Origin of the sequence: Rhodococcus sp. PML026 (assembly GCF_000963615.1) — a bacterium.
GTDB classification, from domain to species: Bacteria; Actinomycetota; Actinomycetes; order Mycobacteriales; family Mycobacteriaceae; genus Rhodococcoides; species Rhodococcoides fascians.
Genome location: NZ_KQ031371.1, coordinates 489,022 through 513,952, shown reverse-complemented (window position 1 = coordinate 513,952; position 24,931 = coordinate 489,022). Strand labels below are relative to the sequence as shown.

Below are 24,931 nucleotides of genomic sequence, written 5' to 3'. Positions count from 1 at the left end.
CGTGTCCAGACGAGAAGACGGCAGAGCGGACGACGAGCTCCGCACCATCAAGATCACCCGCGGATTCACCACTCACCCGGCAGGGTCGGTGCTGGTCGAATTCGGCAACACCAGGGTGATGTGCACGGCCAGCGTCGAGGAGGGCGTACCGCGCTGGCGGAAGGGATCCGGCCTGGGCTGGCTCACCGCCGAGTACGCAATGCTTCCCGCTGCTACCCACACGCGCAACGGACGCGAGTCCGTCAAGGGCAAGGTCGGCGGACGCACGCAGGAGATCTCCCGACTGGTCGGACGCTCACTGCGCGCGTGCATCGATCTGGCAGCGATCGGCGAGAACACGATCGCCCTCGACTGCGACGTGTTGCAGGCCGACGGCGGCACCCGTACTGCTGCCGTGACCGGGGCGTTCGTGGCTCTCAGCGACGCCGTCACCTACCTACGAGCAGCTGGACGCCTGGCCGACCCGCAGCCGATCTCGTGCATGATCGCCGCGGTCAGTGTCGGCGTCGTCGACGGCCGGGTGCGTCTCGACCTTCCGTACGAAGAGGATTCGCGAGCCGAGGTCGACATGAACGTCGTTGCGACCGACACCGGAACTCTGGTGGAGATCCAGGGAACCGGCGAGGGCGCGACCTTCCCGCGCACGACCCTCGACAAGCTCCTCGACTCGGCGTTCGTCGGTATCGACAAGCTGTTCGAGGTGCAGAGGGAGGCGCTGGCGTTGCCGTACCCGGGGGATCTGCCCGAGCCTGCCACCGCAGAAACGAAGAAGAAGTTCGGTGCCTGACACCAAGCTGCTGGTAGCCAGTCGTAACGCCAAGAAGCTGCGAGAACTGCGACGGGTACTCGACGCCGCCGGCCTCGTGGGTATCGAGTTGGTCGGTCTCGACGAGGTGCCGCCGTTTCCCGAGGCACCCGAAACCGGAGCGACGTTCGAGGACAACGCGGCGGCCAAAGCGCGCGACGGTGCGGCGGCAACCGGATTGCCCTGCGTCGCCGATGATTCCGGGATCGAAATCGACGCGTTGAACGGAATGCCCGGGGTGCTCTCCGCGCGCTGGTCCGGAACTCACGGGCAGGACGAGGCCAACACGGCGCTCGTGCTGGCGCAGCTGAGCGATACCCCCGACGAACGGCGCGGGGCGGCTTTCGTGTCGGCATGTGCGTTGGTGGTCCCGGGCGGAGCCGAGACCGTCGTTCGCGGCGAGTGGCGCGGCGTTGTAGCGCGAGAGCCGTTGGGGGAGAACGGATTCGGGTACGATCCGATCTTCGTGCCGGAGGGGGACGGCCGCAGTGCCGCGCAGTTGGCTCCGGACGAGAAGGACGCGGCCTCTCATCGTGGCCGCGCGCTGCGCAAGCTGGTTCCTGCTCTCGAAGCGTTGACGGGGCGATAAACGTGGCGGCGCGGGCAGTGTTGACGAGAACCACGGCCGTATTCGCTGCCGCTGTCCTGTGCCTGCTCGGCACCCCTGCTTCGGCAGCGCCGGTCGCGGGATCGTTCGCCGAGGCCTTGGTCTACTCGGTGGCTCATCCCGGTGCGACGCCGGCGGGCGCGAACGATTATTCGTGCGTTCCCAGCGCTCGGCATCCCGAACCGGTGATCTTGGTACACGGGTTCCTGGAGAACTCCTACGCGAACTGGTCGTCGCTGTCACCGGCCCTGGTCGACGCCGGATACTGCGTGTTCGCACTCGACTACGGCAACACCGGGCCGGTGCCCGCGTTGGGAGCGCTGGGAACGATTCCCGAGAGTGCCGCGGAGCTGTCCACGTTCGTCGATTCCGTCCTCGAGTCGACTGGCTCATCGAGGGTGTCGATCGTGGGTCACTCGAAGGGCGGGACGGTGCCGCGCTACTACGCCCGCTTCCTCGGCGGTGATCGCACCGTCTCGCGCATAGTGGCGCTGTCTCCGCCGAACTATCCGACCGCCGGTCCGCCGGTGCAGGACGACGTGCTCGAGCGGTTGAACGAGGGCAGCGACACAGTCGCGGGGATCGATTACACGACGATCGTGACTCGATACGACCAGGTTGTCGTTCCGCACACGGCGTCGCTCCTTACCGGAGCGGGGAATACGAACGTGGTGCTGCAGGACGTGTGCCCCGGCAATGTCGTCGAGCACACAGGAATCTCGTACGATCCGCTGGCGCAGCGGCTGGTGGAGAACGCGCTGGATCCGGAGAACGCACAGCCGATCACCTGCTGACGTCAGACGCCGAAGTCGGCCTTGACCTGCTTGGTGCGCTTGTGTTCGACGTAGAACGACAGGAACGGAACAGTTCCGGCGAGCAGCGTGCCGATGGTCCGACCGGCCGGCCACCGCACCTTGATGGCAAGGTCGATCGTCAGGATCAGGTATACGAGGTAGACCCAACCGTGCACTACCGCAATCCAGTTGGGCACATTCTCGACCTTGAAAATGTACTTCGCGACCATTTCGGTCACGAGGACGAGCAACCAGATACCGGTGACGTAGGCGAGCACGCGATAGCGCAGCAGCGCCGACGCGATCTTCCGAGTCTTGTTGGTGGACGCCTTGGTCTTGTCCGGTGCCGAACTCACGTGGTGCTCCTGTCGGTCCCGCGGGATTCGTTCAGCTCCGCGAGGTAGCTGTTGTACTCGAGAAGTTGCCTGGCCTCGGGGTCGTCCAGATCGCCGACGTCCGGGTCTGCCACGCGGCGCTGGGGGAGCAGATCGAGAGGGACCTCGGTCGGTCCTTCGGGCTGCCCGGCTTCGGGCTCGTCCTGGTCCTCGTCTTCGAGGCGGACGAACTTGCGGTAGGCGTAGACGACGAACGCCGCGAACAAGGGCCACTGGAACGCGTAGCCGAGGTTCTGGCCGTTGCCGCCGACCGCCTCGAAGCGTTCCCACTGCCACCAGCCGAGACCGAGACACACCGCCGCGGATACGATCACCAGCGCAATGAGCGCGGGTCGACGCTTCGGGCGGGATGAGGTCACCACTCGACGGTACCGGAGCAACTACTACCGAAGGTAGTCACGTCGGGTGGCCGGCCGGTGATTCTCACCATGGACGAGCCGGGTGCGACTCATGGCCGACGACGGTTCGCCCGTGCTTCGGCAAGTTGCTCGGCACCGGGGCCGGTGATGTCGGCGAGAGCGCTGCTGCGCCCCGTCAGCACCAACGCCAGGGTGCCCGCCGATCCTTCGACGACGGGGCCCTCGCCCCGACTCCAGTCCAGATCGGTTGCGCGCCACTGCAGTCGAAGATCGGGTCCTTTGAACGGTGCCGCACCGCTTTCCGGCACCAGGAAGTCGAGCATCGTAACCATGCGGTGCTCGGGAACGTGGTGCTCGATTCCCAGCGGCCTGCACACATCGAGCCCGTGCACGATGACGTCGGACAACGGGGCCAGCGGACCGTGGCCCGGCGGGGTGAACTTCTTGTCTGCGTGAGCTGTCAGGAGCGCGGGTAATTCGTCGCCGTGCTTGCGCTTGATTCGCTGGGTCATCATCTGATTGGCCCGGTCGAAGTTCCCTCGAGTGCGCACCATGGCGAGTCCGAACTGCCAGAGCGGGACGATCAGCGGCACCACGAGATGGGCGGCGACGTCGCGGACCGTCCAGGCGTCGCACAGCGATTGGGTGTCCCACTGTTCGGGTGTCAGGGTGTCGAAAGTGCGTGCGAGAGAGCGTCGTTCGTCGGAAGTTTCGGCGAAGATCGCGTCGTCGTCGGGATCGCTGGACATACGAGCCACCTTCACACGTTGAAACCGGTAGACCTGGGAGTCTCGAGAAAAGCCGGGTCGAACGACCGTTGTGCGCGAGGGGGGACTTGAACCCCCACGTCCTGAGACACTGGAACCTAAATCCAGCGCGTCTGCCAATTCCGCCACTCGCGCGTGCCGGTGAAGTCTACAACCGATGCTGCTGTGCGTGCGACGCGGTTCTTCGAGCCACGTCGACGTCCGATTAGGCTCGCCGGGTGGTGAAGAAGGAGAACTCGTTCGATCCGGCGCGCATCCTCGAACTGCTGTGGCGGGTCGACGCGAAACCTAGCCGAACCGGCCTGAGCGTCGACGCGATCGTCGACGCGGCAATCGAGATGGCCGATGCGAACGGGTTGGAGTCGGTGTCGATGCGCAATGTGGCCGAGCATCTGGGGGTCGGTGCGATGTCGCTGTACACCCACGTGCCGGGGCGTCAAGAGTTGACGGACCTGATGATCGATCGGTCTCTGGCAGATCTGTACGCACACGTCGACGAGCCGGCATCGGTTTCCGGAGGGTGGCGGCCCGCGTTGCGATTCGTTGCCGAGCGCAATTGGCAACTCTATCAACGACATTCGTGGCTGCTCGACGCCGTCGGTGCGCGTCCGGTGCTCGGTCCGCACACCAACGACAAGTACGAGGCAGAGCTGCGCACCCTCGTCGGTACCGGGCTCGGTGACGTCGAGATCGATTCGGTGTTGACACTGGTTCTCACTCACGTCTCGGGGACCGCGAGGGCCTCGGCCGCGGTCGATCGGGTGAAGAAGCAGTCGGGAATGTCCGACGCTCAGTGGTGGGCGGCTACTGCACCCGTCATCGAGCGGGTGATGACGCGCGAGCGTTTTCCGGTGTCGTCCCGCATCGGGACGGCCGCGGCGACGTCGTACGACGCCGCCAGCGACCCCGTGCATGCCTATCGTTTCGGTGTGGAGTGCATCCTCGATGGCGTCGAGGTGATGATTTCGCAGAGGTGATGATCTCGCAGAGTCAGCTCGCCGATCGGAGCGCAGCCTCGGAGTGACGCTGCGGCGGTCTGCGCAGCTTGTGCTGGTAACGCCAGAGCGCGTGCTCGAGCGAGGCGAGATCGACGTGAAGTGCGTCCGCTACGGCGTCGAGAATCACGGGGGAGCGATCCTCGGCGATGTCGGCGGCCAGGTCTCGATGGAGTGGTTCGAGAGCGTCGGCGACGAACGCGGTCAGATGTGCGGTCGCCTTGTCGGTGCGTACGCCCAGATGCATGAGCATGCACTCCCAGGTGGTCTCGCCGAGGCCAGGGATCGCGCGGAACGCATCGAAATGTTCCTTCGTGTGCTGCTCGAAACCGGTCGAACGGCTCAACCCCGACGTGATCAGCGTCTGCGCAGCCACAGCGGCTGCCGACGCCTTGGTTCGGCTGTTTCCTGGAACGAGCTGACGGTTGGACAGGATCTGCACGAGCTGATCCGGATCCGAAGTCAGTTCTGCAAGGGTTGTCAAGTCGTCGAGTCGGTTATCGCCGCGGTGTGACCGCCACCGTCCGATGACCGCTCGCACCCCACTGGTCGGTCCTCCGTAAGGAGCGCGCGCGGAGAAGATCGCGTCGAGTAGCGCCGCCTCGGATTCGCCGCGCCACCCCGGTGTCCAGTGCGGCGAATTCGATTGCGAGGCAAACGATTCGATGTGCGACAGCATTGCTTCGAGCTCGCCCGTCGTGCAAGTGTCCGTAACCGATGAATACATGAATTCCCCCCGGAGTTCGTGGACCGCCCTGTCGGATGCGGTTCGTAGGAGAAAGCTAGACGACCCCACCGACAGGTCACCGGACGCTCACGGAGTGCTCGAGATCACATCACAAAAAGATAACGAAAAATGCGAGGGTTCCCTCATGTTTCGCCCGCGCCGCCGAGTCTCCCGCCAGGGTCGATACGGGTTACTCACGAGTTGGGTAAACAAAAAGTAAAGGCGCTTGCGCGGACGTACTCGCTGGTAGCACTCGGACGTCCGAGCAAACCTGAGGATTTCCTCATGATTTTGTGTCAACCTGGAGCAGCGCGAAGGAGACCTGTCGACGAAGACAGGCTCACGCTTTGCCCTGTTGCCCACGACGCACCACGGCAGTCATCACAGCGAACGCCTCGACCCCCCGAGACGTCCACGAGAGGAATCTTCAGCCTTGACGATCAACGAGAGCACACCATCACACGGACGCGGCTCGCGAAGCACAGGCAACGCAGGCAAAGCCCCTAGAAGCAGTGGCGGCTCTCGGACTTTGGCAGATCGATTCGCCGCGGGCGAGCCGTACGCTCTGGCGTTCGGTGGTCAGGGTGCGCCCTGGCTGAGTTCGCTCGAAGAGCTCGCGCGCGATTCCGCACTCGAGCCCGAACTGACCGATCTCGTCAACGAGGCCGCTGCAGTGCTCGCGCCCGTGTCCGACGAGCTGCTGGTCGTCCGCTCGGTCGGCTTCGACCCGATCGGTTGGATGCTCGAGCAGGACCTCGCCGGCGACGACACCGCCGGCTCCTACGGGCCCTCCGAAGCGGCACTGACCTCGGCTGCGGTGTCTCTGCCGGGCGTCTTCCTCACTCAGGTCGCCGCGTTGCGTGCGCTGAAGCTGCAGGGACTCGACCCCGCCCAGACCCCGCCGGTCAAGGTGGTCGGACACTCGCAGGGCCTCATCGCCGCCGAGTCCGTCGCCGCGGACGGCGCACAGGACGCCAATTTCCTGGCCATCGCGCAGTTGGTCGGTGCTGCTGCCGGACTCGTCGGACGTCGCCGCGGCATCATCGGTGCCGGTGACCGTGCGCCGATGGTCTCGGTCGGCAACGTCGAGCCCGAACGTCTGCAGGCGATCGTCGACGAGCTCGAGATACCGGGAGCACCCGAACGCTCCGCTGCTCTGGCCATCCGCAACGGTCGTCGCCGCGTCGTGCTGTCCGGGCCGCCGGCTCAGTTGGCTCGCGTGCAGGAGAAGTGCGAGCAGATCGCGGCTCGGGAAGAACGTGAGCGCGATGCCAAGAAGCGCGGCGGCGCGGTGTTCGCACCCGTCTTCGAGCAGCTCCCGGTCGAGATCGGCTTCCATCACCCCGCATTGAACGACGCCGTGGAGCTCGTCGACGCCTGGGCGCAGCGTTGCGGTCTCGACGCCGCCCTGGCCCGCGAACTGGCGCAGAAGATCCTCGTCGAATCCGTGGACTGGGTCGACGCCATCGACGGTGTCGTCGAGGCCGGCGCGGACTGGATCCTCGACCTCGGACCCGGTGACCTCCTCACCCGCATGACCACCCCGGCGCTGCGTGGACAGGGCGTCGGCATCATCGCGGCATCCTCACGCGGCGGCCACCGCAATCTGCTCACTCCAGGAGCCGCACCCGAGGTGCAGCCGGCATGGTCGGCATTCGCACCCAAGCCCGTGACGCTCCCCGACGGCCGCGTCGTCGTCGAGACCTCCTTCACCAAGATGACCGGACGTTCGCCGATTTTGCTCGCCGGCATGACGCCGACGACGGTCGACGCGAAGATCGTCGCGGCCGCAGCCAACGCAGGCCACTGGGCCGAGCTCGCCGGTGGCGGCCAGGTCACCGAGGACATCTTCACCGACCGCGTCGCCGAGCTCTCCACGTTGCTCGAGCCCGGCCGTGCCATCCAGTTCAACTCGCTCTTCCTCGACCCGTACCTGTGGAAGCTGCAGCTCGGCGGTCGCCGCATCGTGCAGCGGGCCCGTGCAGCGGGTGCGGCCATCGACGGCGTCGTCGTCACGGCAGGCATCCCCGAACTGGACGAAGCAGTTGCTCTCATCGAAGAGCTCTCCGAGGCCGGAATCAGCTACGTCTCGTTCAAGCCGGGTACCGTCGCGCAGATTCGCGCCGTGATCCGCATCGCCAACGAGGTTCCGTCCTACCAGGTAAACGTCCATATCGAGGGTGGCCGCGCAGGCGGACACCACTCGTGGGAAGACCTCGACGACCTGCTGCTGACCACCTACGCCGAGCTCCGCTCGCGCCCCAACCTGGTGATCTGTGTCGGCGGCGGTATCGGAACACCCGAGCGGGCCGCGGACTACCTCACCGGAACCTGGTCTGCCGTGCACGGATACCCGAAGATGCCTCTCGACGGCATCCTCGTCGGTACCGCTGCAATGGCCACTCTGGAAGCCACGACGGCTCCCGAGGTCAAGCAGCTTCTCGTCGATACCCCGGGAACCCCCGACTGGGTCGGTGCCGGAACCGCCAACGGCGGAATGGCCTCCGGCCGCAGCCAGCTCGGTGCCGACATCCACGAGATCGACAACGCGGCATCACGTTGCGGTCGGCTGCTCGACGAGGTCGCCGGTAACGCCGACGCCGTGGCCGAGCGCCGCGACGAGATCATCGCAGCACTCGACGGCACCGCCAAGCCGTTCTTCGGCGACGTCGCCGAGATGACCTACCAGCAGTGGCTGAGCCGCTACCTGGATCTGGCCATCGGAACGGACTCGCGCAGTGATTTCGATTGCGGCGGTGAGTTCACCGATGCCGTGACCGAGGCACGCGAATCGGTCTGGCTCGACATCACCTGGCGCACCCGCTTCCTCGAAATGCTGCAACGCGCCGAGGCACGCTTGCACCCGGTCGATCGCGGACCCATCCCCACCCTGTTCGCCGACGCCGAGGTACTCGAGCGTCCGCGCGCAGCCCTGAAGTCACTGCTCGCTCAGTTCCCGGACGCCGGTGACGTGGTGCTGCACCCGGCCGACATCACCTTCTTCACCTCGCTGTGCCGCATGCCCGGCAAGCCGGTCAACTTCGTTCCCGTCGTCGACGGTGACGTACGCCGTTGGTGGCGCAGCGACTCGCTGTGGCAGGCACACGATGCCCGTTACTCGGCCGATCAGGTCTGCATCATCCCCGGAACCGTTGCCGTCGCAGGTATCACTCGCGTCGACGAGCCGGTGGGCGAACTGCTGAACCGCTTCGAGAAGGCCACCGCGGACCAGCTTCTCGCCGAGGGTGTCGAGCCGGCGGCCATCGCCAGCCGACGCCACGCCGAGATCGCACCGGGACTGCTGGGCATCGTGCTGGCAGCTCCCGACGTCACGTGGGCCTCGCGCATGACGCAGAACCCCGTTGCACGCCTGGGAGATCCGGCCGACTGGACCGTCGACTCCGATACGGTCGCCTCGCATCCGCAGACCGGCTCCACGTTGACCGTGCTCGACTCCGAGCACGTCGAACTGCTGGTCCCGCTCGCTCCGGGCAAGGAAGTACGGATCCGTCTGACGGTGCCCGCCTCCACCATCGACGGCGGCGCTCCCGTCGTCACCGCACAGGATGCTCAGCAGGCCATGTCGGCGCTGCTCGGAGTTGCTGCCGGACAGGAGCTTCCGACGGTCAAGAACGGTGTCGCGCGGCTGAACATCGCCTGGATCCCCGATCTGATCGCCGACCACGCCGGCGTCACCGGATCCGGACTGCCCGACACACTGACCGTCAGCGGCAAGGCCGTTCCCGACGTTCTCGTCGGTGCCTGCTGGCCCGCCGTCTTCGCTGTTCTGGGTGCCACGCGCAACGCCGAGGGCATCGACGTCATCGAGGGCATGCTCGACTTGGTTCACCTCGATCACAGTGTCAACCTCGTCGGTGAGTTGCCGACCGACACTTCGATTCTCGTGGTCAAGGCCGCTGCAGGGGAGGTGCTCGATACCGACCTCGGTCGCGTCGTCGAGGTCACCGTCGAGATCGGTGCCATGCTCGGTGAGGGGCTCGACGCCCCGGCCGTCGCAACTCTGGTGGAGCGCTTCGCCATTCGTGGACGCACCGGCAAGGGCGAGTTGGTGGATCCGGCTCGCGCCGGCGGTTCGCTGAGCGCCGATGCCAAGGACACCCCGCGTCGTCGCCGTCGCCAGGCCACCATCGTGGCCCCGCGCAACATGGCCGCATTCGCGCAGGTCTCGGGCGACCACAACCCGATTCACACCTCGGATGCCGCGGCGTTGCTCGCCGGCCTCGGGAGCCCGATCGTGCACGGCATGTGGCTCTCGGCTGCGGCGCAGCAGACCGTCACCGCGGTCGACCACGAGGACACCAAGACTCCTCCGCGTCGTCTGACTGCCTGGACGGCTCGTTTCCTCGGGATGGTCCGTCCCGGAGCGGAGATCGACGTTCGCGTCGACCGCACCGGATTCGACCAGGGTGCCGAACTGGTCGAGGTGTCCTGCCGAGTCGGCGGCGAACTGGTCATGGTCGCCACCGCGCGCACCGCCGCGCCGAAGACCGTCTACGCGTTCCCCGGCCAGGGCATCCAGCGCCCGGGTATGGGACTGGACGCACGCGCTCGCTCCAAAGCCGCGCGTGAGATCTGGGAGCGTGCCGACAAGCACACGCGCAGCGCGCTCGGCTTCTCGATTCTCGCTGTCGTGCGCGACAATCCGACGTCGCTCAAGGCCCGCGGGGTCACGCACAAGCATCCCGACGGCGTGCTGCACCTGACGCAGTTCACCCAGGTTGCGATGGCCGTTCTCGGTGTCGCACAGGTTGCCGAACTGCGTGAATCCGGTGCGTTCGTGGAGAATTCGATTCTCGCCGGCCACTCGGTGGGTGAGTACAACGCGCTGGCCGCCGTTGCCGGTGTGCTCCCGCTCGAGGCTGTTCTCGAGGTCGTCTTCCAGCGTGGCTCGGCCATGCACGCACTCGTTCCCCGTGACGAGAACGGCCGCAGTGACTACCGCATGGCTGCCATCCGCCCGTCCCAGATCGGCCTGGCCGACGAGGACGTGCAGGGCTTCGTCGCCGGTGTCGCAGAAGAGTCCGGTGAGTTCCTCGAGATCGTCAACCTCAACTTGCGTGGCTCGCAGTACGCCATCGCGGGCACCGTTGCCGGCCTCGGTGAGCTCGAGAAGAAGATTGCCATCCGCCGGGCAGAGTTCGGCGGCAAGGCGGCCTACATCATGGTTCCGGGCATCGACGTGCCGTTCCACTCGACGGTTCTGCGCGGGGGAGTCGACGACTTCCGTAGCCGCCTCGAGACCCTGCTGCCCGAGCAGCTCGATCCCGCGATCCTGGTCGGTCGCTACATTCCGAACCTGGTGCCCAAGCCGTTCTCGCTCGACCGGGCCTTCGTTCAGGAGATCGCCGACCTCGTACCGTCCGAGCCGCTGAACACCGTTCTCGCAGAGTTCGATTCGTGGGCCGCACGGCCGAGCGATCTGTGCCGCGTGATTCTGACCGAATTGCTCGCATGGCAGTTCGCCAGCCCGGTCCGGTGGATCGAGACTCAGGATCTGCTCTTCGCAGACGAGTCCGACGGCGGTATGGGCGTCGAGCGCTTCGTCGAGATCGGGCTCGGTGCAACACCGACCGTGGCCAACCTCGCGTCGCAGACTCTCAAGCTGCCCGGCCGCTTCGGCCACCCGGTCGAGGTGCTGAACCTCGAGCGCGAAGCCGCGATTGTCTACGGCACCGATACCGACCCGGCTCCGGCCGACGAGGACGAGGCGACTCCCGCTCCCGAGGCCGCTGCTCCTGCAGCCGCGGCCGCTCCGGCTGCAGCACCCGCTCCAGCCGCTGCACCGTCGGGTGGACCTCGTCCCGACGACATCGCGTTCGTCGCCGCCGATGCGACCAAGATCCTCATCGGACTGTGGACCAAGCTGCAGCTCGATCAGATCGGGCCCGCCGACACCATCGAGGCGCTGTGCGACGGCGTGTCCTCACGTCGTAACCAGCTGCTCGTCGACCTCGGTTCCGAGCTCTCGCTCGGTGCCATCGACGGCGCAGCAGATGCCGACATGGGCGCGCTCTCGGGCACGGTCAACAAGCTGGCTCGTACGTACAAGCCCTTCGGTCCGGTGCTCAGCGACTCCATCAACGATCACCTCCGCAAGGTCTTCGGCCCCTCGGGACGACGCCCGGCGTCCATCGCCGACCGCGTCAAGAAGACCTGGGAACTGGGCGACGGCTGGGCGCATCACGTCACTGCCGAGGTCGCTCTCGGTACCCGTGACGGCGCGTCGGTCCGCGGCGGTGCACTCGGTGGCCTGGCCGACGGCGCTCTCGCCGACGGCACTGCCGTCGACAACGTCATCGACGCCGCGGTTGCGTCGGTTGCCGCTCGTCGCGGAATCGCAGTGTCCATGCCGCAGGCAGGTGGCGGGGCCGGCGGAACCGTCGACGCTGCTGCTCTGGGCGAGTTCACCGAGCACATCACCGGTCGCGACGGCGTTCTCGCCTCCGCAGCCCGGTTGGTGCTCGAACAGCTCGGCCTGGCGGACGCACCCAACGCGCTGCTGGCCGAGAACCCCGATGCTGCTCTGGTGGAGCTGGTTTCGGCCGAGCTCGGCTCCGACTGGCCTCGCCTCGTCGCCCCCGCGTTCGACGCCAAGCGCGCCGTGCTGATCGACGACCGGTGGGCCACCGCCCGCGAGGATCTGGCTCGGTTGTGGCTCGGTACCGCAGGTGATGTCGCTGTCGAGTCCTTCGCCGGCGCAGGCAATGCCGTTGCAGCACAGGCTCAGTGGTGGAAGGCGAAGGCCGACTACGAGAACAAGGCCGTGCTCGCCGAGACCTTCGGACGCATCGCAGACATCGCGGTCGCATCCGAGGACAAGGGGCAGTGGGCCGACGACGTCGCAGTCGTCACCGGTGGCAGCAAGGGATCCATCGCCGCGGCCGTGACCGCTCAGTTGTTGGCCGGGGGAGCGACGGTCTTCGTCACCACCTCCAGGCTCGACGACGAGCGCCTGGGCTTCTACCGCTCGCTGTACCGCGACAACGCTCGCAACGGAGCGTCGCTGTGGGTGGTTCCGGCCAACATCGCGTCGTACACCGACGTCGATGCCCTCATCGAGTGGATCGGCAGCGACTACATCGACACTGCCGGTGGCGCAAAGACATTGGTCAAGGCAGCTGCCACTCCGACGATGCTGTTCCCGTTCGCCGCACCTCGGGTCATGGGCGAGATGTCCGACGCCGGAGCTCGCGCCGAGATGGAAATGCGCGTGCTGCTCTGGTCGGTCGAGCGTCTGATCACCGGACTGTCGAAGGTCGGCTACGACAACGACATCGACACTCATCTGCACGTGGTGCTCCCCGGATCGCCGAACCGCGGAATGTTCGGTGGCGACGGTGCCTACGGTGAGTCGAAGGCTGCACTCGATGCAGTCGTCGCGAAGTGGGGCTCGGAGAAGAACTGGGCCGAGCGGGTGTCCATCGCGCACGCTCACATCGGGTGGGTTCGCGGAACCGGCTTGATGGGCGGCAACGATCCCATCGTCGAGGCCGTCGAAGCCGAAGGTGTCCGTACCTGGTCGACCGAGGAGATGGCGACCGAGCTGCTGCGCCTGTGCACCTTCGACGCACGTCGTCGGGCTGCTCAGGAGCCCATCGTCGCCGATCTGACAGGTGGCTTGGCCAACACCAAGCTCAACCTCGTCGAGCTTGCTCGCGACGCGGCGGCTGCTGCGGCCGAGAAGACCGAAGAGGCCGTGGACAGTTCGGTCATCGCCGCGCTGCCTGCACCTCCGCGGCTAGCCCCGACGACCGCTCCGGCGTGGCCGACCCTCGATGTCGATCCGAAGGACCTGATCGTCATCGTCGGTGCGGGTGAGCTCGGGCCCTACGGTTCGGCGCGTACTCGCTTCGAGATGGAGGTCGACGAGCAGCTCTCTGCCGCAGGCGTTCTCGAACTCGCGTGGAACACCGGCCTGATTGCCTGGGAGAACGATCCCAAGCCGGGCTGGTACGACATCGAGTCCGGTGACCTCGTTCCCGAGGAGGACATCGCCGACAAGTACCACGACATCGTGGTCGAGAAGTGCGGTATCCGTACGTACGGCGACGACGGCGCAATGGTCGGTAACACCGCTCCGCTGATGACCTCGATCTTCCTCGACAACGACCTCACGTTCGTCGTCGGAACCGAGATCGACGCACGGTCGTTCGCGGCTGCCGATCCCGAGCACACGCTGATCACACCGGTTCCCGATTCGAGCGACTGGCAGGTCACTCGCAAGGCGGGCACCGAGATTCGCGTTCCGCGCAAGATGAAGCTCACCCGTACCGTGGGTGGTCAGATTCCGACCGGATTCGATCCCACCAAGTGGGGCATCTCGCCCGACATGGCGAGTTCGGTGGATCGTGTTGCCCTGTGGAACATCGTCACCACGGTCGACGCCTTCATCTCCTCGGGCTTCAACCCGTCGGAACTGATGCGCTGGGTGCACCCGACGCTGGTCGCCAACACTCAGGGCACCGGCATGGGCGGCATGGAGTCCATGCGCTCGCTGTACATCGACACCCTGCTCGGCGATGCTCGTGCGAACGACATCCTGCAGGAGGCTCTGCCGAACGTCGTTGCTGCACACGTGGTTCAGTCGTACATCGGTAGCTACGGCGCGATGGTTCACCCCGTCGCCGCCTGCGCCACCGCGGCCGTCTCGGTCGAGGAGGGCGTCGACAAGATCAAGCTGGGCAAGGCACAGCTCGTGGTCGCCGGCGGATTCGACGACCTGAGCACCGAAGGCATCATCGGCTTCGGCGACATGTCGGCCACCGCGGACTCGGCAGCGATGTCCGCCAAGGGAATCAGCGATCGACGCTTCTCCCGGGCCAACGACCGCAGGCGTGGAGGGTTCGTCGAATCGCACGGCGGCGGAACGATTCTGCTCGCTCGCGGCGATCTGGCACTCGAGATGGGCCTGCCCGTCCTCGGAGTGGTGGCCTACGCACAGTCGTACGGCGACGGAGTGCACACGTCCATCCCGGCTCCGGGACTCGGCGCACTCAGCGCCGGTCGCGGCGGCAGGGATTCGGCACTTGCGCTCTCGCTCAACGCACTCGGCGTCAGCGCAGACGACGTGGCCGTGATCTCCAAGCACGACACCTCGACTGCAGCCAACGACCCCAACGAGGCCGAGCTGCACACCCGCCTGGCCAAGGCCATCGGCCGATCGGACGGCGCTCCGCTGTTCGTCGTCTCGCAGAAGTCCCTTACCGGCCACTCGAAGGGTGGAGCGGCTGCCTGGCAGCTGATCGGCCTGTGCCAGGTGTTGGCCAACGGCGTCATCCCGCCGAACCGCAGCCTCGACTGCGTCGACGACAAGATGACCGGTTTCGAGCACTTGGTGTGGGCTCGTGAGCCGCTGCGCTTCGGTGACTCGGTTCCGCTGAAGGCGGGTCTGCTCACCTCGCTCGGCTTCGGGCACGTGTCCGGACTCATCGCGTTGGTGCACCCGCAGGCATTCCTCGAGGCCGTTCCGGCCGAGCGGCGTGCGGAGTACATCGCGAAGGCGAACGAGCGTCGTATCGCCGGTCAGCGCAGGCTGATCTCCGCGATGGTGGGTGGCGACTCCCTCTACGAGCGGCCCGACGATCGACGACTGGGACATGACGGGACGCCGGCCAAGGCGTCACGCGAACTGGAGGCCAACGTGTTGCTCAACGAGTCCGCTCGTCTCGGCGAGGACGACGTCTACTCCTCCGGTCTGCCGGGTGCCATCTGATGGCAATTTTGGGAGTGGGTTTCGACCTGGTGACGGTGTCCGACTTCGCCGAGCAGATGGAAAAGGTCGGCACGACGATGATTCGCGACAGCTTCACCGCGGGTGAACGTCGGCACGCGGCGACCAAGAGCTCCGACCCGACGCGGCACTACGCAGCACGGTGGGCAGCCAAGGAAGCAGTTCTGAAAGCCTGGGCGACATCACGTTTCGCACGGCCGCCGCAGATCGGCGACAATCCGTACCCGTTGATCGAGGTCGTCAACGATGCGTGGGGCCGACCGTCCATCAAGCTGCACGGCATGGCACAGGAGTTTCTGCCGACGGTCAAGATTCACCTGTCGCTGACGCACGACGGCGATATCGCCGCCGCGGTGGCGATCCTGGAGGAGTAACTCCGCGCTGAACGACGACAAAGGCCCGTCCGATCCACGATCGGGCGGGCCTCTCGTGTGGCTGAAGCGGGCGGGTCAGGCGTCGTCGGTGTTGACCGACCCGCCGGAGCGCCTGCTCTCCTTCTCCGCGACGAGCAGATACGCCATCATGATTCGCTTGAGTTCGGCCACGGCATCTTCGTGGCTCTGGCCGTCCTGCACCGAGAAGTTCAGCATCGAGTAGACGATGTGCACCAACACCTGGGCCATCAGATTGCGACGATGCCGCGGTGTGCGCGGCGTCAACGGTCCGAGCATGCGTGAGACCTGATCGGCGAACTCGCGCTCGTGAATGACCCCGGTGGCGCGGGTGGACGGTGTCGACTGCATCGCGAGCCAAACCTCGCGGCGCGACGGGTCCGTCATCCACATGCCGGCCATGTGGTCGACGAAATTGTTCAGGAACCGCACCCAGTCCAGGGACGGGACCTCGCCGTCGAACTCTGCCAATTCCTGTTGGACGCCCACGAGGTCCTGACGATTGAGTTCGCAGACGATGACGTACTTGTTGGCGAAGAACTGGTACAGCGTGCCGATCGGCAGCTCTGCCCGTGACGCGACTTCTTCACAGGTGAACGACTCGAAGCCCACGTCGCTGAGCAGTTCACGCGACGCCTGGAGCAACGCGTCGAATTTGCGTTGGCTGCGTTCCTGCGTGGGACGGCGCCTCGGCATCAGCTCCTGAGTCTGCGCCGTCGACTCGAGCGCGGCGTCGAGACGGCGCGAGGACTGGGCACGAGCAGAGGATTCCACCCGGTCAGGCTATCCGTCGCGGGTGCACGGTATCCACTTCTGTCGTGAGGGTCGCATCGCCCACTCCGGATTCGGTCGTTCTTGTGGGGGACCGCTGTGTGCGTCGACAGCTGTCGGACCGTCTTGCTGTGACAATCCCCAAGTTCAATATGGGCCAGCCAAACGGGGAACCGGTATGGTTATAGGTATTGAATCAATTTCCGTGCAGGGTGGCCGTCGTTCGTGTCCGTGGGACGACGTTCATGGTCGGGAGCCTCACCCCGAGCACAGGGAGACTGCAGTGGCAACAATCGGTACAGCGATCGAATCCGGCTCGATGCAGACGGTCCTGCTCGAGCCGACCTCGGGGGAGGTGCTCGCGCACTCCACCACCTCGCTCGACCCCGACGTGACCGCCGTTCTACCGCGCGCGATCTCGGATATGCGTGCCGAGGCAGCAACGCTGAACGTGTCGGTCGACGCCGTCGCCGTCGTGCATCGGTCCGAGTCCGAGCGCGCCGAACTCGCCACGGCAGTGACCGACGAGTCGACGGTGTTCGTCTCGGCATCCCAGTCGTTCCTGTCCTGGTTGGCCCGTACGAAGGACCTCGCCGACGCGAGCACGGTGCTGCTCTATTACATGGGCGAACGCGGCGTATCCATCTCTCTCGCCGACGCAGCCGATGCCACACTCACGCCCGCCAAGAATGCTGCCCTGGACTCGATGTCCCCCGAACGAATCGGCAGCACGATTCCGCTGGCCTGGGAAGTGGTCGACGAATCCGGCAAGAAACCACAGGCGGTGGCGCTGTTCGGAGACAGATCGAGCAACCGGGACTTGATCGACATTCTCTCCCTCGGTCTCGGTGTGCCCGTCGTGCGGGTGGGTGCCGCAGATCGAGTCGCCGCCTGCGGAGCGGCCTGGCTCGCATCGGTTTCGGTCGAGGATCAGACCCTCGTGGTTACGGAGGCAGTCGACGAGTCCGAAGAGGCCGCAGGGCCGGAGACGATTTCCTCGGTGCTCACGGCTCCGGTGACAGCAACGGGCAGGTCGAGTTCAGCCACCGGCGGCCGCAAACTGATCTTCGCTGCCGTGCTGCTCGCCGGGTTGGCCTCGGCAGGTGTCGCCGTCGCAGCCACGCTGCCGAGTAATGGGGATGCGACCGCCGGGCAGAGCGTCGACCGACGCAATGGCGGTGCCGATTTGGCCGGCGCAACGCGATACGTCGATCCGACGACTGTTGCGCCTGCGCTGCCGGTCGACGCCCTGCCCAAGACGCTCCCGCCCACGGCGGAATCGGCCCTCGCGCCGACCACCACACCGCCGACTGGGACGACGCAGCAGTGGACTCCACAGCAAGGGACTCCGCCGTCCTGGGTGCCGCAGGGCGCTGCGCCTGCAGGTACCCCGCAGCCCGCTCCGGTGACTGTGGATCCGCCGCAATTGACTGTGCCCACCGTCGTTCCCGAGCCGGGTAAATCCCAGGAGCAACTCGAGCAGGAAGCCTGGGATCGGCACTGGCAGCACACAGGTGATTGGATCGCGCAGGAATTGGCCGGAGGCTGACGTGTCGCTTCGGTAGGTGCGAGCAAATGACAGACTGGCGAGAGCCCGTCTGTCATTTCTCGTCTGGAGGAACCATGCCGACCGATGCACGCCCCGCCGACATTCGATCCGCGATCGCGGAGTCGATGACTCGCGCGAAATCGGAGCTGGCAGAACTGGTCCGGTTCCGATCTGTGCACGATCCTCGGCAGTTTCCGGTGGAGGAATGCGTCGGTGCAGCGCAATGGGTGCAGCGGGCGTTCGTCGACGCCGGAATTCCCGACGTGCAGTTGATCGAGACCAACGACGGCTCACTGGCTGTCGTCGGTTCTCGGCCGGCGCCGGCGGGGGCACCGACTGTTCTGTTGTATTCGCACTACGACGTCCAGCCTCCCGGCGACAGAAGCTATTGGGACAGTGAGCCTTTCGAGCTGACCGAGCGTGACGGTCGGTGGTACGGCCGAGGCGCGGCCGACTGTAAGGGCAACGTCTTGATGCATCTGCTGGCGCTGCGCGCGGTGGGGGAGTCGCTCGACGTCGGCGTGCGGATCGTCTGCGAGGGTTCCGAAGAGATGGGCACGGGCGGGCTCGAAGCACTCGTCGACGAGCGGCCCGAGTTGTTCGCTGCCGATGTCGTGGTGATCGGGGACACCGGCAACACTGCGGTGGGTCTGCCGACGGTCACCACCACCCTGCGTGGGATAGCCAACGTCGTCGTACATGTGGAAACGCTTGCCGGAGAAGTGCATTCGGGAATGTACGGGGGACCGGCACCCGATGCGCTCGGCGCGCTGATCCAGGTGCTGGCAACTCTGCGTAACGAGCACGGTGACACCACGGTCGACGGTCTCGATGGCACGCGGACCTGGGATGGGGTGCCGTACGACGCCGAGCAGTTCAGATTCGACGCCGGGGTGCTCGACGGAGTCGCACTGGCAGGTTCGGGCACCGTGGCCGACGCGGTATGGGCACGGCCGGCTCTGACCGTTCTCGGAATCGACTGCCCGCCCGTCGTGGGCTCGGCCGCCGCAATCTCCCCTCGAGCCTCGGCACGGCTGAATTTGCGAGTTCCGCCAGGGATGGATCCGCAGCAGGCGCAGGATGCGTTGGTGGCGCATCTGGAGGCACGCACGCCGTGGAATGCGCGTGTCACCGTCGAGCGTGAGGCGATCGGTTCGCCGTTCCGGGCCAGAACGGACGGCCCGGGCTACGCGGCGTTGTCAGGTGGCTTGGAAGAGGCATTCGGACGTCCCATGGGGACGGCGGGGCAGGGCGGGTCCATTCCGTTGTGCAACGCGTTGGCGGAGGCATTGCCGGACGCCGAGATCGTGCTCATGGGCGTCGAAGAGCCCCGATGCCGGATCCACGCCCCCAACGAGAGCGTGGACCCGACGGAAATCGAGAAGATGGCCGTCGCCGAGGCGCTGTTCCTGCAGCGGCTGGCCGGTTCAGACAGCTAGGTCGCGGCGGAGCTTGGCGACGTGGCCGGTGGCGCGGACGTTGTACTGCGCCACCTCGATCTTGCCTTCCTCGTCGACCAGGAACGTCGAACGAATGACGCCCTCGTAGACCTTGCCGTAGTTCTTCTTCTCTCCGAACGCACCCCAGGCCTGCAACGTCGTCTTCTCCTCGTCGGAGAGCAGCGGGAATGTCAGCTCCTCCTTGTCGCGGAACTTGGCGAGCTTGGCGGGCTTGTCGGGCGAGATGCCGATGACTTCGAGGCCTTCGCCGTTGAGCTCGGCGAGGCTGTCGCGGAAGTCGCAGGCCTGTTTGGTGCAGCCAGGGGTGCTCGCGGCGGGGTAGAAGTACACGATCACCTTCTTGCCGGAGTAATCGGCGAGAGAGACATCGTTGCCGTCGGCATCGGGCAGGGTGAACGCCGGAGCGGTGTCGCCCGGCTCGAGCTTGCTGTATTCGGTCACCGCACGAGAGTATCGAAATACCGCCGTGCTCTAGGCTCGAGTACGACCAAGACTATTTGCAGACAAGTTGGAGGACACGTGGCCAAGGACACCGACCGAATCGAGCGCGAGATCGAGGCCGCTCGCAATCAGCTGGCCAGCACGCTGGACGAGCTGAGCGTCCGTGCCAGCCCCAAGAACATCGTCGCCAACACCAAGCAGACGGTGGTGGCCAAGCTCAACGAGCCGGCCGTGAAGTTCACTCTGCTCGGAGTCGGCGCAGTGGTAGCAGTTCTCGTGGTTCGCAGGATCTTCAACTGACGCAACAGGTGCCTTGACCAGCCGATTTCACATCTGGCCGCATCTGCTGTTAATGTTTCTCCCGCACCGCAGAGAACACGCGGTGCGGATCGGCGCCATTAGCTCAGTTGGTTAGAGCAGCTGACTCTTAATCAGCGGGTCCGGGGTTCGAATCCCTGATGGCGCACAGCGAAATGCCCGTTCACCGAAGTTGGTGAACGGGCATTTCTGTTCGGTAGCCCGCGTCGTCAACCCATCTCGACCGTTTCCGCCGCTGAGTGCTCGGATCCAGTCGAGCGGCAGGGAGAAACAGTCAGCAACTCGGCCGGCCACCACGCCCCTTCGAGTCGCTCATCCCTCGGCATCTCGCAACAGCCGGCTGTACTCGGCTGAGCCCTCCACTATTTGCGGGAGTCGCCGACCTGAAACTGTCCGCTGCGCAACAGCTCTTGCGTCAGATCGATTCCAGTGTGGTTGACGATCATTGCTATGTAGACCTCCAGCGTGTGAAACAGGCCGTCGGGCATCGGACCCTCGCCGTCGGGGTCATAGCCAGCCTCACGCATGCGATCTCGCCAGGGGCTGTCAGGTTCGTCGAAACCCGGCCCGTCCTTCAGGAGCGCATCGAACATAGCGGTTCGAGCACCGTCGACCCACTGGGCGAAATTACTGTGGCCGACCTGATTGGCGAACGTGAGGGCCTCGCCACCGATCGACAGCGGTGCCATCAGCTCATCGGCCAACCCTGCCACCGACCTGCAAAGCTGTGCCCGTGGCGTTCACCATCAGGCTCACGACTTCGATCGCGGCGAACCCCGCTGACGTGTTCGATCTGGAGTCGGATGCAATCGTTCACGCCGAGTCTCAGGGAGCGTACGGAGAGAGTGTGCGAGTCGATTCGAAGCGGAGTGCTCTGCGTTTGGGCGATGAAATCCATATTCGCTCCAGGCATCTCGGTGTGTGGTTCACCTTGACCAGCTGCATCACCGAGTACGAGCCCGCGAGATATTTCGTGGACGAGCAGGTCACCGGACCCTTTGCCTCGATGCGCCACGAGCACTTCTTTCTCGCACGCCGGGGTCAGACGCAGATGGTCGACATCATGTCGGTCGAATTCCGTGGCGGACGACTCGGCGCTGCGGTCCTGGATATTCCAGGCAAGTTGTATCTCCGGCGCGTCCTGTGCGTTCGGAATGCGTACATCAAGAAGCGCGCCGAAGCGAAGCGTTGAAGCGACGGCTGGTAGGGGTCTGCAAACTTACACCGACACAACGGTTCTCGACCCTGTTTTTCGCCCCGTTCGGCTGCATTCGGTCGAAAGATGCTGATCGGTATTTTTTGATGCAGACTGGCAACTCGGACATAGTTCACGCGAACCAGGAGGATTGCCATGCGATCGACCAGTCGGATTCTGATCGGAGCGCTACTTTGTGCGCCAGCACTAGCGGCGTTTCCAGCGACGGCATCAGCGGCGCAATCGACAGACGTGACGTATGCGTTCGAGGTCGACGGATCGACGGTGACCAACACGATCACCAACAACTCCGGTAGCGACTTGGCCTGCGGCACATCGTTGGCTCCCGCACCGGGCGGAGTGCTGCCGCCGGTGTGGGAGGTCGTCGGTAACGGCCAGTCGCTGTATTCGACCGACGACGGGGGCCAGATCGGAATCAGCACCCAACACGTCACCGATATCCCGGCCGGCACCTATGTCGCGCTCGCATCGTGCGTAACCGAAGGCGTCGATCCGACAACAGCGTGGGTCTCCGATTACCCCGGGCTGCCCGACGTCCTCGCGACCCTGCCGTGGAACTCTTATACGGTGCAGCAGGCTTCTCCGATCGTGACGATCGAAGACTGAGCGCCTGCACTGGATTCGAGCCTCGGAAGCCGCAACCACCGAGGTGTCGCTGCCCCGTTCTTGTGGACGGTCAGCGGCCCTTGGATCGGAGGAAGTCCGCCACCGTGGTGACGGCGGCGGGGTTGCGTGGTCCTTCGACGAGCGCTGCGTAGGGGAGGGCAATGATGTTGTTCTCACGTACAGCGGTGGTGCCGGACATCAGTGGCTGTGCACGTAGTTGCGCGATCTTGGCGTCCACCGAATTCGACGGTCCGGCACCGTAATCGACGATGACGATGAACTCGGGGTTCCGTTGGGCTGCGGCTTCCCAGGACGCGGTGGTCCAGGAATCGTCGAGGTCGTCGAAGATGTTGCTGCCACCGGCTTCTCGGATGATCTGCGACGGAGCTGCGGTGCGGCCGGAGGTGAAGGGCTCGGGATCGGCGCTGTCGAATAGGAACACCCGCGCCGGGTCTCGGCCGTCCGGAGCCCCGGCGTTCGCGGCACCGATCTGGTTCTCGTAGTCGGTGACGAGTCGGTCGGCCCGGTCACGAACTCCGAAGAGGTCGCCGAGGTTTCGTAGGTCGGTGTAGAGCGCGTCGAGGGGCTCCATGACTCCGCGTGCAGTACTGCCGGGTTGCCGGCATGCTTCGGTGAGTTGGTAGGGAACTGCGCCTATGCTGCGAATCCAATCGGGAGTCACACCGGTCGACTCCTTGTAGCCGTAATTCCAGCCGGCGAAAACGAAGTCCGGGTTCGCCGACTGAATCACCTCACGGGTGAAGGCGTCGGCCAGTTCCGGTGCCGCGTCGAAGTCGCTCTTCCACGGCGAGGAGTCGATGTCTCGCTCCTTGCCCGGGTAGCTGGTGTATCCGACGAGGCGGTCGGCGAGGCCGAGGGCGAACATCATCTCGGTGATGCCGGTGTCGTTGGTCAGTACCCGCTGTGGGGTACCGGTCACGGTCAGCGGCTCGCCGCAGTTGGTGACCGTCACCTGATCGCCACCCTGCTCGGTGGCTGTGTCGACCTGGGCTCCGCACGAACTGACCAGTGCTGCAACAGCGGTCGCGGCAATGGCGATCGTGCGAGGCCGGCGAAAGAGGTGGGTCATCGAGTGTCCTTGTCGTCGAAGAGAACCTGGGGAACTCCGAGGCGTGGGTGGGTGACGATGTGTCCGCCGATCCCGAACCAGGTCGAGAGCACCTTCTCGGTCACGACTTCATCGGGTGAACCCGCACAGACGATGCGGCCGGCGTGAAGTACGACCAAGCGGTCGCAGAATTGGGCGGCGATATTCAGATCGTGAAGCGCGGCGATCACCGTGATCTGCAGGCTCGCAGCGGCGCTCAGCACTGCGTATTGGTGTCGTATATCGAGGTGATTGGTGGGTTCGTCGAGCACGAGCACGTTCGGTTGCTGGGCGAAAGCCCGTGCGATCAGAACACGTTGGCGTTCGCCTCCGGACAATGACAGGAACGATCGGTCCAACAAATGTTCCACGTCGGCGACGGTCGAGGCACGAGCGCACGCGTCGTCGTCGTGGGTGCGGTTGCGTCCGAACGTGGAGTTGTGTGGAAGACGTCCGGTGGCGACGACCTCGCGTGCGGTGAAGTCGAAGTGCATCGAGGAGTCCTGGGTGAGTGCTGCAACCTGACGTGCGTTCTCTCGCATGGTGATTGCGGTGATGTCGCGGCCACCTACCTCGATACGTCCGGTCGAGGGCTCGGTCGCTCGATACAGACACCGCAGCAGTGTCGACTTGCCGCTCCCGTTCGCGCCGACAATGCCGACGATGCTGCCGGCGTCCAGGCTCATGGTGATGTCGTCGATGATGCGGGTGCCGCCGATATCGACTGCGACGTCGGCGTAGTCGACGCGCATCAACGGTCGCCGATCATCGCGCCGCGGCGACGCATCAGCAGCACGAACGCCGGAACTCCGACTGCCGCGGTGATCGCCCCCAGGGGGAGCTCTTGCGGCGGTAGAACCGTTCGGGACACCAGATCTGCGGTGACGAGGAAAGCCGCACCCAGGACCGGGGTGATGACGACAAGCCTGCTGTGGTCGGCCCCGACCAGTAACCGTGCTACGTGAGGGACGACCAGACCGACGAATCCCACTGCGCCACAGATCGACACGTAGCACCCTGTCATCGCTGCGGATGTCACGAAGAGAGACAGACGTAGACGTGCCGCGTTCAAGCCCAGTGCCGCGCTGACTTCGTCTCCCATCGACAGCGCGTTGAGTCTGCGGGCCGTCAGAGCGGTCGCGGCTACTCCGGCCACGGTGACGGCGGCGGCCAGCGGGACGCTGGCCCAGGTGGCACCGGCGAGGCTGCCGAGCAACCAGAACATCACACTGCGAGCGCCGTCGCCCTGAGGTGCCAGGAAGATCAGCACGGTGGTCATTGCAGAGAATCCGTAACCCAACGCGGTACCCGTCAGGACCAGGCGCAGTGGCACCAGCCCTACCGGGGAGCGTGCCATCAGATACACGAGGGCGGTTGCGGCGAGTGCGCCGAGGAATGCTGCACTCGAGAGTGCGTAGATGCCCAGGGCACCGAATGTGCCGAACAGGACCACCGACGTCGCGCCTACCGATGCACCCGAGGAAATTCCGAGAACGTAGGGATCTGCGAGTGCGTTGCGCACCATCGCCTGCACCACCAGTCCGACCACAGCCAGACCTGCTCCGATGACCGTCGCCAGCAACACTCGAGGCAGCCGAGAATCGATGACGATGCGGTAGTCGGGGACATCGCCGACGGCGATCGTGCCGCCGGACAGCTGGGCCCACAGGTAGCCCATGGCGTCGGTTGCCGGGATGTGCGCGGCCCCGAACATCAGTGCCGAGAGTGCTGACACCGCCCAGATCGCGGCGGCGAGCACAGTGAGGGGCAGGACCGATCTGGACTGCATGCGCAACTTTCTCCGCTGATCCCTGACCTGGCGACCTGCGAAAAGCGCGGTATCCGAGGCGAATCCGCGCAGCGCGAACGA

21 protein-coding genes and 2 tRNA genes are annotated in these 24,931 nt (G+C 65.4%); 12 read left to right on the top strand and 11 right to left on the bottom strand.

The window, feature by feature from the left end:
• Position 1: 1 nt before the first annotated feature.
• The 3 genes from rph to VF34_RS09945 are packed head-to-tail and all read left to right on the top strand — an operon-like array spanning position 2 to position 2,206.
• The gene (gene rph, locus VF34_RS09955) at positions 2–787 is read left to right on the top strand and encodes a ribonuclease PH (RefSeq protein WP_027497665.1); all 786 of its coding nucleotides are present in this window, start codon (positions 2–4) and stop codon (positions 785–787) included.
• Entirely contained in the window at positions 780–1,394 is a 615-nt protein-coding gene (gene rdgB / locus VF34_RS09950) for an RdgB/HAM1 family non-canonical purine NTP pyrophosphatase (RefSeq protein ID WP_032370160.1), read from the top strand. The genes rph and rdgB overlap by 8 nt, the downstream gene beginning before the upstream one ends.
• A 17-nt stretch (positions 1,395–1,411) precedes the next feature.
• The gene (locus tag VF34_RS09945) at positions 1,412–2,206 is read left to right on the top strand and encodes an esterase/lipase family protein (RefSeq protein ID WP_231578207.1); all 795 of its coding nucleotides are present in this window, start codon (positions 1,412–1,414) and stop codon (positions 2,204–2,206) included.
• Between the two features lie 2 nt (positions 2,207–2,208).
• Here the strand turns inward: VF34_RS09945 and VF34_RS09940 are convergent, their stop codons facing one another.
• The 4 genes from VF34_RS09940 to VF34_RS09925 all read right to left on the bottom strand — a co-directional run bounded on the left by VF34_RS09940 (position 2,209) and on the right by VF34_RS09925 (position 3,862).
• The gene (locus VF34_RS09940) at positions 2,209–2,562 is read right to left on the bottom strand and encodes a DUF3817 domain-containing protein (RefSeq protein WP_027497662.1); all 354 of its coding nucleotides are present in this window, start codon (positions 2,560–2,562) and stop codon (positions 2,209–2,211) included.
• Complete coding sequence (locus tag VF34_RS09935; RefSeq protein ID WP_032368537.1) at positions 2,559–2,960, bottom strand: glucitol operon activator; 402 nt, start codon at positions 2,958–2,960, stop codon at positions 2,559–2,561. The genes VF34_RS09940 and VF34_RS09935 overlap by 4 nt, the downstream gene beginning before the upstream one ends.
• 89 nt (positions 2,961–3,049) lie before the next feature.
• Complete coding sequence (locus VF34_RS09930) at positions 3,050–3,709, bottom strand: maleylpyruvate isomerase family mycothiol-dependent enzyme (RefSeq protein WP_032370352.1); 660 nt, start codon at positions 3,707–3,709, stop codon at positions 3,050–3,052.
• A gap of 71 nt (positions 3,710–3,780) precedes the next feature.
• Positions 3,781–3,862, bottom strand: a tRNA-Leu gene (locus tag VF34_RS09925).
• An 83-nt stretch (positions 3,863–3,945) separates the two neighbouring features.
• Between VF34_RS09925 and VF34_RS09920 the strand changes: the two genes are divergently transcribed.
• Positions 3,946–4,704 carry a TetR/AcrR family transcriptional regulator gene (locus tag VF34_RS09920; protein WP_045841320.1) on the top strand — a complete coding sequence of 253 codons (759 nt, stop codon included), beginning with the start codon at positions 3,946–3,948 and terminating at the stop codon, positions 4,702–4,704.
• Between the two features lie 13 nt (positions 4,705–4,717).
• Here VF34_RS09920 and VF34_RS09915 read toward each other — a convergent pair whose 3' ends face one another.
• Positions 4,718–5,401 (bottom strand): hypothetical protein, encoded by a 684-nt coding sequence (locus tag VF34_RS09915; protein WP_052718655.1) that lies wholly within the window; start codon positions 5,399–5,401, stop codon positions 4,718–4,720.
• Positions 5,402–5,882: 481 nt separating this feature from the next.
• On the opposite strand from VF34_RS09915, the gene VF34_RS09910 reads away from it, so the two are divergent.
• Positions 5,883–15,182 (top strand): type I polyketide synthase, encoded by a 9,300-nt coding sequence (locus tag VF34_RS09910; RefSeq protein ID WP_045841318.1) that lies wholly within the window; start codon positions 5,883–5,885, stop codon positions 15,180–15,182.
• Positions 15,182–15,574, top strand: a complete 393-nt coding sequence (gene acpS, locus VF34_RS09905) for a holo-ACP synthase AcpS (protein ID WP_008715184.1) — start codon at positions 15,182–15,184, stop codon at positions 15,572–15,574. The genes VF34_RS09910 and acpS overlap by 1 nt, the downstream gene beginning before the upstream one ends.
• Positions 15,575–15,649: 75 nt before the next feature.
• Here acpS and VF34_RS09900 read toward each other — a convergent pair whose 3' ends face one another.
• Positions 15,650–16,288 carry a TetR/AcrR family transcriptional regulator gene (locus VF34_RS09900; RefSeq protein ID WP_080729227.1) on the bottom strand — a complete coding sequence of 213 codons (639 nt, stop codon included), beginning with the start codon at positions 16,286–16,288 and terminating at the stop codon, positions 15,650–15,652.
• Positions 16,289–16,646: 358 nt separating this feature from the next.
• On the opposite strand from VF34_RS09900, the gene VF34_RS09895 reads away from it, so the two are divergent.
• Both VF34_RS09895 and VF34_RS09890 read left to right on the top strand, forming a co-directional pair.
• The gene (locus tag VF34_RS09895) at positions 16,647–17,912 is read left to right on the top strand and encodes a hypothetical protein (RefSeq protein WP_052718654.1); all 1,266 of its coding nucleotides are present in this window, start codon (positions 16,647–16,649) and stop codon (positions 17,910–17,912) included.
• Positions 17,913–17,986: 74 nt separating this feature from the next.
• Positions 17,987–19,351, top strand: a complete 1,365-nt coding sequence (locus VF34_RS09890; RefSeq protein WP_045841317.1) for a dipeptidase — start codon at positions 17,987–17,989, stop codon at positions 19,349–19,351.
• Here the strand turns inward: VF34_RS09890 and bcp are convergent.
• Positions 19,340–19,813 carry a thioredoxin-dependent thiol peroxidase gene (gene bcp, locus VF34_RS09885; RefSeq protein WP_045841316.1) on the bottom strand — a complete coding sequence of 158 codons (474 nt, stop codon included), beginning with the start codon at positions 19,811–19,813 and terminating at the stop codon, positions 19,340–19,342. The genes VF34_RS09890 and bcp overlap by 12 nt on opposite strands.
• A 78-nt stretch (positions 19,814–19,891) precedes the next feature.
• Here bcp and VF34_RS09880 point away from each other — a divergent pair, with 78 nt between their 5' ends.
• Together VF34_RS09880 and VF34_RS09875 are read left to right on the top strand one after the other, a co-directional pair.
• Positions 19,892–20,113, top strand: coding sequence for a DUF3618 domain-containing protein (locus tag VF34_RS09880; protein WP_027497653.1), 222 nt, complete (start codon positions 19,892–19,894; stop codon positions 20,111–20,113).
• Positions 20,114–20,205: 92 nt separating this feature from the next.
• Positions 20,206–20,279 (top strand) — tRNA-Lys (locus tag VF34_RS09875).
• A 214-nt stretch (positions 20,280–20,493) separates the two neighbouring features.
• Here the strand turns inward: VF34_RS09875 and VF34_RS09870 are convergent.
• Positions 20,494–20,835, bottom strand: a complete 342-nt coding sequence (locus tag VF34_RS09870; protein ID WP_156158512.1) for a DUF6461 domain-containing protein — start codon at positions 20,833–20,835, stop codon at positions 20,494–20,496.
• 143 nt (positions 20,836–20,978) lie between these two features.
• Between VF34_RS09870 and VF34_RS09865 the strand changes: the two genes are divergently transcribed.
• Together VF34_RS09865 and VF34_RS09860 are read left to right on the top strand one after the other, a co-directional pair.
• The gene (locus VF34_RS09865; protein ID WP_156158511.1) at positions 20,979–21,323 is read left to right on the top strand and encodes an SRPBCC family protein; all 345 of its coding nucleotides are present in this window, start codon (positions 20,979–20,981) and stop codon (positions 21,321–21,323) included.
• A gap of 159 nt (positions 21,324–21,482) precedes the next feature.
• Complete coding sequence (locus VF34_RS09860) at positions 21,483–21,953, top strand: hypothetical protein (RefSeq protein ID WP_032370176.1); 471 nt, start codon at positions 21,483–21,485, stop codon at positions 21,951–21,953.
• Between the two features lie 70 nt (positions 21,954–22,023).
• Here the strand turns inward: VF34_RS09860 and VF34_RS09855 are convergent, their stop codons facing one another.
• From VF34_RS09855 to VF34_RS09845, 3 genes are read right to left on the bottom strand one after another with little or no spacing between them, the layout of a single operon-like run.
• The gene (locus VF34_RS09855; protein ID WP_032370177.1) at positions 22,024–23,043 is read right to left on the bottom strand and encodes an ABC transporter substrate-binding protein; all 1,020 of its coding nucleotides are present in this window, start codon (positions 23,041–23,043) and stop codon (positions 22,024–22,026) included.
• On the bottom strand, positions 23,040–23,813 hold the full coding sequence (locus VF34_RS09850) for an ABC transporter ATP-binding protein (protein ID WP_045841313.1): 774 nt from the start codon (positions 23,811–23,813) through the stop codon (positions 23,040–23,042). Before VF34_RS09850 ends, VF34_RS09855 begins: the two co-directional genes overlap by 4 nt.
• Complete coding sequence (locus VF34_RS09845) at positions 23,813–24,850, bottom strand: FecCD family ABC transporter permease (RefSeq protein ID WP_045841377.1); 1,038 nt, start codon at positions 24,848–24,850, stop codon at positions 23,813–23,815. Before VF34_RS09845 ends, VF34_RS09850 begins: the two co-directional genes overlap by 1 nt.
• Positions 24,851–24,931: the final 81 nt, after the last annotated feature.